Source organism: Marivita cryptomonadis (assembly GCF_002115725.1).
Lineage (GTDB): Bacteria > Pseudomonadota > Alphaproteobacteria > Rhodobacterales > Rhodobacteraceae > Marivita > Marivita cryptomonadis.
Genome location: NZ_JFKD01000093.1, coordinates 1 through 887 on the forward strand (window position 1 = coordinate 1; position 887 = coordinate 887).

The 887-nt window shown below is 53.4% G+C and carries 1 protein-coding gene; it reads left to right on the forward strand.

The window, feature by feature from the left end; translation table 11 throughout:
• Positions 1-806 (forward strand): integrase core domain-containing protein (locus tag MCRY_RS22435; RefSeq protein ID WP_085633987.1); only part of this gene is annotated, 806 nt, incomplete at its 5' end.
• Between the last annotated feature and the right edge of the window lie 81 nt (positions 807-887).

Genomic DNA, 887 nt, shown 5'->3' on the forward strand with positions numbered 1-887 from the left:
ATCGGCTTGGACTGGTCAGCAAACGGCGGTTCAAGCGTCGGCACGGTACCTCCCATATTGAAATGCGAGAGGCCAATGACCCCAACAAAACCTGGTGCGTGGACTACAAAGGGCAATTCAAGATGCTCAACGCCCAGATGTGCTTCCCGCTGACTGTTACAGACCATGCATCCCGTTTGATTCTGGCTTGCAGGGCTCATCCTAAAATCATGACCCAGCCTGTAAAACAAACCTTTGAGCGGCTTTTTCAGGATTACGGCATGCCGGAAGTCATTCGTTCTGACAATGGCGTTCCCTTCGCCTCTCCTGGCTTGGCGAGAATGTCCACACTGGCCGTTTGGTGGATCCGTTTAGGTATCTATCCCGAGCGCACCATACCAGGAAGACCTGCCCAGAATGGTCGACACGAACGAATGCATCGCAGCCTGAAACTTGAGCTACCGCTAGGGAACAACTTGGTCGAGCAGCAGCTTTTGTTGGAACATTTCCGACATGAGTTCAATTACGTACGCCCTCATGAAGCGCTTGGTATGAAGCGCCCGGGAGAGGTGTACGTACCATCTACCCGACTGTACCCAGGATGCTTGCCCGATGTGGAGTATCCGGCAGAAATGCGGGTGCGAAGCGTCAGGCAGGATGGATCGATCAAGTGGAATGGCAAGTTGGTATTTGTCAGCGAGGCCCTATCCGGAGAAAGGATAGGGCTTAAAGAAGCTGAGGATGATGCCTGGGATTTGTACCTGTGTGACTATCCCTTGGGGAGGCTTGGACGAGGTACGACCCGCGTCCAAGCCTCAAATGTGTAAACGATGTCCCCGGTTTCAGATGTAAACGATGTCTACGGTTCTACACCCCGATGGCAGTGGGTCAGCGACAGACGAGCTGAC